The sequence below is a fragment of the Bacillus cereus group sp. BfR-BA-01356 genome, assembly GCF_022663635.1.
GTDB classification, from domain to species: Bacteria; Bacillota; Bacilli; order Bacillales; family Bacillaceae_G; genus Bacillus_A; species Bacillus_A cereus.
In genome coordinates this window covers 24,428-32,204 of record NZ_JAKUFX010000059.1, presented here as the reverse complement: position 1 = coordinate 32,204, position 7,777 = coordinate 24,428, and the positions used below count along the sequence as shown (strand labels likewise).

Here is a 7,777-nt window from a genome sequence, read left to right as displayed (position 1 = left end):
TTAGGGTTTATTTGAGATGCTTATTTTTAAGAGTATGCTTTTATTTTAGGAATGTTTTGATCCGATGAGTCGAAAGCTCAGGTTGTGCTCACTCTTAAGTTGATGGGCATGCATTCTCATCGTCAAGTAGCGATTTGTCACATTATCGTCAATATATACGTGCTAATTGGAGCGAGCTTAAGTTCCTTTCCTCTAAATGAAGAAATTGGCTCTATTTTCGCTTCGTTTTCGTTTACTAACACATGCCACGTTGCTTCTTTCGGAAGTTGACCGCTATTAAATAAGACGATAATCTCTTTCCACGGCCCAAACGTTTCTACATGCTCTAGGTGATATGCAAGTACTTCTGTAGATGTTTGTAAAAAAGTCATATGTTTTTTTATAAGGTCTGCGCTTTGTAATCGGAATGCCCCATGCTCTTTACGAATCGCAATTAAACCTTTTATATAGTTAACGGTCTCTATCTCTTTCTCTTTTTGATCCCAATCTAATTGATTGATCTCATCATTTGCATTATAACTATTTTCATTTCCTTTCTTCGTACGATAAAACTCTTGCCCTGCGTGTAAGAAAGGAATGCCTTGTGAAAGAATAACCATTGCGCTCGCTAACAGGTGACGTTTTTTCAAAATCGTTTCTGATTCTTCATTACTGCGCACTAGTTTATCCCACATCGTCATATTATCATGACATTCTACATAGTTAATGCTTTGCGCTGGCTCTAGAAACAGCCCTGTTTCTTTCATACTTAAAAGACTTCCTGCTGCAATATACTGCAAATGATTACAGTCTACATGCCCACCAAATGCAAAACCACGCTTATTTATATGAAATGTACTCCCTTTTATCCCATCACGAAATTGATCATTAAACTGCGCGATATGTGGCATTTTCTTCGCATTATTTAACGTTGCTTTTTCCTCACGAGGAAGCGGTGTTTGTAAATCCCATCCTTCTCCTAATAACAAAGCATCTCTTTTTATGTTTCGCACTTCTTTTTCTATCATATTCATTGTATCAACATCTAAAATTCCCATTAAGTCGAATCGGAATCCATCGACATTGTATTCAGTAAGCCAATATAAAATAGACTCTACAATGAATTTCCTCATCATTTTCCGTTCAGACGCTATATCATTTCCGACTCCCGTCCCATTAGAAGGCATACCATCTTCACCATGACGAAAATAATATCCTGGAACAAGCTTTTCAAATGATGATAGCTCTCTTTCATAAACATGATTATATACAACATCTATAATCACCCTAATACCTTGTTTATGAAATGTTTCAATTAGTTGTTTGCACTCAACTATCCTGTTATACGGATCAGAGGGGTTTGTAGCATAATATCCTGTTGGTGCATTGTAATATAATGGATTATATCCCCAATTATAGGCGGACGAAGGATTCGCCTCATCTACACCACCGAAACAATATAAAGGTAATAGTTCAACATGTGTAACACCTAAATCTTTTATATGAGACAACCCTGTTAATGTCCCATTCCGTCCTGTTGTTCCCTCTTCCATCAATCCTTTATATGTTCCCTTTTGAATTACTCCACTATTTGGATGTATAGTCGCATCACGAATATGCAGTTCATACAATATGGCATCTGTCATTGATTGTAATGTTGGTAATCCCTCTCGTCTTGTTACATTCGTTTTTTCTAAATTGATAACAACACCATGTTTTCCATTTACCGTCACCGACTTTGCATAAGGATCCACAGCTTCGTTCCATATTAAATTAATACAAACAAGAAATGTATAGCGTGCTCCGTCTAAATCACCTTGTAATGTTTGAATCCAAACTCCGTTTTCTCCCCTGTACATTTCATGATCGGCATATTCTTTATCGCTCTTATAAATTCTTACTTTCGCAAGCCTTGCAGTTGGGGCCCATACTTTAAATGTCGTTTCTTCTTTTTGATAAACAGCACCTAAATCTGTACCTTCGTAATAATACTTTTCATCGAAAATTTTTGTTCGAATAACAGCACCTATTTGTAAATCAGTTTCTTCATTCCGTTCATCTCGTACTGTATAATACTTCCCCACATCTAGCGGCTCTTCTATAAAGCACTCATACTTCGTTGCATCTGGAAGCGCAATCGTATGAGCAATCGGTAAATCTTTCACATTACTTCCTTCTTGCAAACGAAATGTCCGACTTGTTCCATACGCATGTGGGAGCAAAATTGTAATTTTATTCATTTCATCTAAATAGGCATCAAATGGACGTTTTACTTTCAACATAAAAAAATCACCATCATTCTCAAAGTTAAAATAAAGTGAAACTTTAATGAGCGAGAAAATTTCTCCATCCTCACTTATTATTAGCCTTCACCAATTAGGCGAGATAAAATGAGCTGCAAATGATAAGGCTTTTCTTATCAACAAGACTCTATACAGTAACTCCATTCTTCTCTATAGTATATTCACCTGCATAAAAAACGTTTTCAACATTCTATTTTTGTAATTTTATTTCAGCAATCGATTTATACTTCGGGGTTTCTTTCACGTGGGATTCGTATAAAGTAATTGTATCTGCTTGAAATGATATTTCAGGCACTTCTTTTATACTTTCTAAACGAAACTTTTCTTCTCCTATCCATTTACGAGCAACGGTAATATGCGGGTGATATGGGCGTGTTTCTAGAGAAAATCCATTTTCTTCACAAATGGCATGTATTTGCTTTTGCAACTGAAACAAATCGTGATTCTCACTTACCTTCGCCCAAAAAATACGAGGCTGATCTTCCCTACCAAACGTTGAAAAACCTTGTAATGTGAACGATAGTTCTTTTGTTTCTGCAATTGTTTGTAATCCATTCTTTATTCCCTCTAGCTGTTCCTCCGTTGCACTCCCTAAAAATGAAAGGGTAATATGATAGTCTTCTTTATGTACCCATGAACGAAATTGTAATTCCTCTTGCATGTCCTCTTTATAGTTAGACAGCATTTCTTTTATATGATTCGGTAACGTAATTGCGACAAAATAATGCAGTTCCATGTACATCTTCTCCTTCTTTCTATTGTTGCTTTTCTTTCTTATCTCATTCAGGTAAAAAGAAGCCGCTCTCCAAAATAGAGAGCGGACATTATTTATATATCCATTACTTCGCTAATTCATGAATTGCTTGCGCGTAAATTGCTGTTGCTTTTAATAAGTCTTCAATTTCGATATACTCATCTTTTTGATGCGCAAGTTCTTCTTTTCCAGGGAATAGCGGGCCAAATGCCACACCAGCTTTTAATGAACGAGCATAAGTACCGCCGCCGATTGCTAATAGTTCTGCTTTTTCACCTGTTTGTTCTTCATACACACGTTGTAACGTACGGATTAATACGTGATCTTTATCGACGTGATGCGGGCGAGAATTAGAATAGTCAGCCACTTCAAAACCATGCGTACCAACATATGCTTTCAACTTCACAATTGTTTCTTCAAAGTTAGTTGTAACTGGGTAACGTACGTTTAGCCCTAAGTTACCACCGTTTTCTTTCGTATAAGAAATGCGACCGACATTCACTGTTAACGGACCGCTAATTTCATCTTTATAAGCAATAGTAGCTTTTTCACCAAAAATATCACCAGTAAATGTTTCTGTTGCAAATGTCGCAAATGCAGTTGCTTTTCCATCAAGTGAAACTGTAGTTAAGAAGTTTGCTAATAATAAACCTGCATTTTCTCCTTTTTCAGGAGTAGATCCATGCGCTGAAATTCCTTCTATTTGCAACGTCACTGTATTTCCTTCTATAGTCGATTTCCCTATTTTTTTAGCAGTTTGTAAATACTCTTCATATGCTACTGTAAGTGCATTTACATCTTCTCCTGTAATAACCGCTTCTGCAAAATCAGGAACCATATTTAAACGGCGCCCTGAATCAAATGAAACAAGTTCATATGTACCTTTTTTCTCTTCACTACCATTTTGCACAACTTGTATATCAGAAATTCCTTTTTCTGCATTAATAATTGGAAAATCCGCGTCTGGCGCAAAACCGATTGTTGGCATTTCTTCGTTTTTAAAGTAGTGATCTACACATTTCCAATTGCTTTCCTCATCTGTTCCTATAATCATACGAACACGTTTGGAAAGAGGTAAGCCTAATTCTTTCACAATTTTCATCGCATAATATGCTGCCATCGTTGGGCCTTTATCGTCAATTGCACCACGTGCAAAAATCTTTCCGTCGCGAATATCTGCACTATATGCAGGAGTCGTCCAGCCATCTCCTTCTGGTACAACGTCAACGTGACAGAGAATACCTACTAATTCTTCTCCTTGCCCCATTTCAAGATGACCTGCATATCCTTCTAAATTTTTAGAAGTAAAACCTTCAGTTTCTCCTTTATGTAACATGAAAGATAAAGCTTTTTCTACACCTTCACCGAATGGTGCGCCCTCTTTCGCAGATTCTTCTTCCCATACACTTTTAATTTGTAAAAATTGTTGTGTATCACGAATTAAATCATCTTTTCGTTTCGCAACTTCTTCTGTCCAATTAATTGCTGACATCACGCATCCATCCTTCACTATATTGTTTCTTTCATCATAACAAACCGAAATCTCTTATGCCATACACGAAAACTAAATACCGAACAATTGTAATATTTCAGATATTTCTTATTAGTTTTTCTTTTGTTTTTTCAAAAAAATTTGCAGGAATTTGGCGTTTTACGTAGAATTTTATGTGTTAGTTGACTGACCATATATACAATGTCAACTACCAATATTTTTCTATATGAATATTTGTTAAATTTCTGTAAAATTTAAGTAGATTAAAGCATGAATTTTATCATGTAGAGTACAATGGTAGTAACGACCTTCTTTCCTGAATGGGGTCAAAAAAACTAGTAGAGGAGTGGTTTTCTCTTGAAACCTACAACTACTCGTATGCTAACACGCATTAAATCAATTTATATGTACATCAATGAAAACGGAACGGTAACGACGAAAGACCTTGTAGATGAGTTCGGGATCACACCGCGAACGATACAACGTGATCTAAATGTGTTGCAGTTTAATGAACTCGTGTATAGCCCTTGCCGCGGTAAGTGGACAACAACAGGAAAGAAAGTGAGAATGACCTCATAACGAAAAATAATTGTATGGTAAATAAATACATACCCCTTTCTAATAATTAGAAAGGGGTCTTTTCTGCGCCTATAAAGGTACTACTTTTCAGTATCTACTTGATATGTTTTTAACATTTCTACTTCTTCATCTGTTAGCTCTCGGTATTGTCCAAGTTCTAGTTCTTCATCTAATACTAACGGACCCATCTCTGTTCTCTTTAGGTAGACTACTTTTTTTCCTACCGCTTCAAACATACGCTTCACTTGATGGAATTTCCCTTCCGTAATCACAAGCTCAATTTCAGAAATATCATCGCTTTTCAATATTGTAAGTGCACCTGGCTTTGTTTCATAGCCATCGTCTAAAATAACACCTTTAGCAAATTCTTTTACATCCTCTTCTGTTACTACTCCTGCAACGTGTGCATAATATTTTTTCGGCACATGCTTTTTCGGAGATAATAATTGATGTGATAACTTCCCATCATTTGTTATCAATAGGAAGCCTTCCGTATCGATATCAAGTCGTCCAACTGGGAACGGATCAAAGATTGCATCTTCTAATTCTAATAAATCTATTACTGTTTCATGATTATCATCTTCCGTCGCTGAAATAACACCTTGTGGTTTATGCATCATTAAGTAAACAAATTCTTTGTATTCCACAACTTCACCGTGAATCATAACTTCTTGCTCTTCTACATTTACATGAACTTTCGCATCTTTTACTGGCGTTCCATCAATTTTCACAACGCCATCTTTCAATAATTTCTTTACTTCTTTTCTACTTCCATATCCCATATTTGCTAATAATTTATCTAATCTCACGTTTTTCACCTTCTTTATTTATCATAGAAAAGGGGACGTAATTACGCCCCTCTTGATTTCAACTTTATTTTAAATCTACTACCAAGTTTACGTTGAATTTTATCTAATGCTTCTCCACCAAATACTCTTTCAAGTACTCCTGTGCGAATTGCTAACAATCCGTAAACAAGACCGCCAATACCTGCACAAATCGCAACTGTTATAAGAGCACCAATACGGCCATCAGGCGAAATCATGAAGGATAGAATCCATTGTGATAGTTTTACAGCAACGACCATTATAAGTGTCAGTACTGCAATTTGGAATGTTCTTTTATATACAACACCGAATGAATAGTGTGCGTATTTTTTAATTTGTTGATTTGTGTACCAAACAGAAGCTAAGAAACCAACTGCTGTCGCTAGAATTGCTCCTACTGTACCGAAATAACGAATAAAGATTACGTTACATACAAATTTCAAAATAACGCCCATTATAAGCGCAATAATCGCATGCTTCTGCTGGTTAATACCTTGCAGGATTGCCGCTGTTACTGTAAATAAAGCGAATAACAACGCAACTGGTGCATACCACATTAATACTTGTCCACCTAGTGGATCTGAATCGTAAAACGCAGTATAAATTGGATATGCAAGTGAAGAAATACCGACAACTGCTGGCAATGTTAAAAACATATTTGCCTGGAATGTTTGTGTAATTTGTAATTTCAAATAGCGGTATTGTTTTTCAGTAAATGATTTTGTAATTGCTGGTACAAGCGTTAAACTAAACGCTGTTGCAAGTGATACAGGAATCATAATTAACTTATGCGTCCACATTGTGAAAATACCGAGAGCTCGCTCTGCGATATCACCTTGACCAATCGCCTGCATAATTGAGTTAAATGTCAATGTATCAATTTGTTGATATAAAGGAATTGTTAACCCAATTACAACGTAAGGAATCGCATATGCAAATAACTCTTTAAACAATTGAACGGTGCTTACTGTTGATTCTGGTACAGTTTGTTCAATTAAATATTGATCCAAATATTTTTTACGTTTTAGCCAGTACCAAATTAACACACCGAGTGCTCCAACCGCTGAAACGAACGCAGCAAATGTCGCTACTCCAACTGCTGTTGCAACTGTACCGCCAAGTACTTTAATAACGATAAAACTACCTGCTAATAAAAAGACGATACGAATAATTTGTTCAATAATTTGTGAAACGGTAGTTGGTCCCATAGACTGGTGACCTTGGAAATAACCACGAATTAAACTCGCTGCTGGTACAACAATAAGCGCGAAACTTACAAGACGAATGATCGTCGTAACTTCTCCTACATTATTGTGTATACTTTGTTTACCAAGCATCGCTTCTGCAAACAATGGCGCCGTCATGTACAGTACTAAGAACGAAAGAACTCCTGTTACTATCATCATAACCATTCCCGAGCGGAACATTCTCCGGCTCGTTTTATAATCGCCAAGCGCATTATATTTGGAAACAAATTTTGAAACAGCAAGTGGCACACCTGCCGTTGCGATACTTAAAAAGATCGTATATGGAATGTATCCATATGTATAGAGCGTTCCGCCTTCTGTTCCTACTAATGCATGAAACGGAAAGACGTAAATCATGCCTAAGAACTTTACTAAAAATGTCCCTAGCGTAACAATAAGCGTTCCGCGCAGAAATTTCGAATCGGACATACAAAAATCCTCCTACATCTACATAAAGTGAAACTATAATTAGTTGGAGACTTCTCTCCTACTCCTTATTAGTTGAACCATTCGAGCATTTACAGGCTAACAGACTCCCTATTTACTTCTCCTAAATCTTGAGGTTTTAGTCTTATCGCCTACAAATGGCAGGATAG

The 7,777-nt window shown here is 36.5% G+C and carries 6 protein-coding genes; 1 reads left to right on the top strand and 5 read right to left on the bottom strand.

Going from position 1 to position 7,777, the window contains the following annotated elements; genetic code table 11:
- Positions 1-137: 137 nt before the first annotated feature.
- The 3 genes from pulA to pepV all read right to left on the bottom strand — a co-directional run bounded on the left by pulA (position 138) and on the right by pepV (position 4,528).
- Positions 138-2,261 carry a type I pullulanase gene (pulA, locus tag MR168_RS18975; RefSeq protein ID WP_086411798.1) on the bottom strand — a complete coding sequence of 708 codons (2,124 nt, stop codon included), beginning with the start codon at positions 2,259-2,261 and terminating at the stop codon, positions 138-140.
- Between the two features lie 211 nt (positions 2,262-2,472).
- A complete protein-coding gene (gene thpR / locus MR168_RS18970) occupies positions 2,473-3,018 on the bottom strand; it encodes an RNA 2',3'-cyclic phosphodiesterase (protein WP_000418984.1) in 546 nt (181 codons plus the stop codon).
- Between the two features lie 103 nt (positions 3,019-3,121).
- Positions 3,122-4,528 (bottom strand): dipeptidase PepV, encoded by a 1,407-nt coding sequence (gene pepV, locus MR168_RS18965; protein ID WP_001274259.1) that lies wholly within the window; start codon positions 4,526-4,528, stop codon positions 3,122-3,124.
- Positions 4,529-4,885: 357 nt separating this feature from the next.
- On the opposite strand from pepV, the gene MR168_RS18960 reads away from it, so the two are divergent.
- Positions 4,886-5,107 (top strand): DeoR family transcriptional regulator, encoded by a 222-nt coding sequence (locus tag MR168_RS18960; RefSeq protein WP_000805512.1) that lies wholly within the window; start codon positions 4,886-4,888, stop codon positions 5,105-5,107.
- An 80-nt stretch (positions 5,108-5,187) separates the two neighbouring features.
- Here the strand turns inward: MR168_RS18960 and MR168_RS18955 are convergent, their stop codons facing one another.
- Positions 5,188-5,916, bottom strand: coding sequence for a pseudouridine synthase (locus MR168_RS18955; RefSeq protein ID WP_001234947.1), 729 nt, complete (start codon positions 5,914-5,916; stop codon positions 5,188-5,190).
- A 41-nt stretch (positions 5,917-5,957) separates the two neighbouring features.
- Entirely contained in the window at positions 5,958-7,610 is a 1,653-nt protein-coding gene (locus MR168_RS18950) for a putative polysaccharide biosynthesis protein (RefSeq protein WP_001284028.1), read from the bottom strand.
- Positions 7,611-7,777 lie beyond the last annotated feature (167 nt).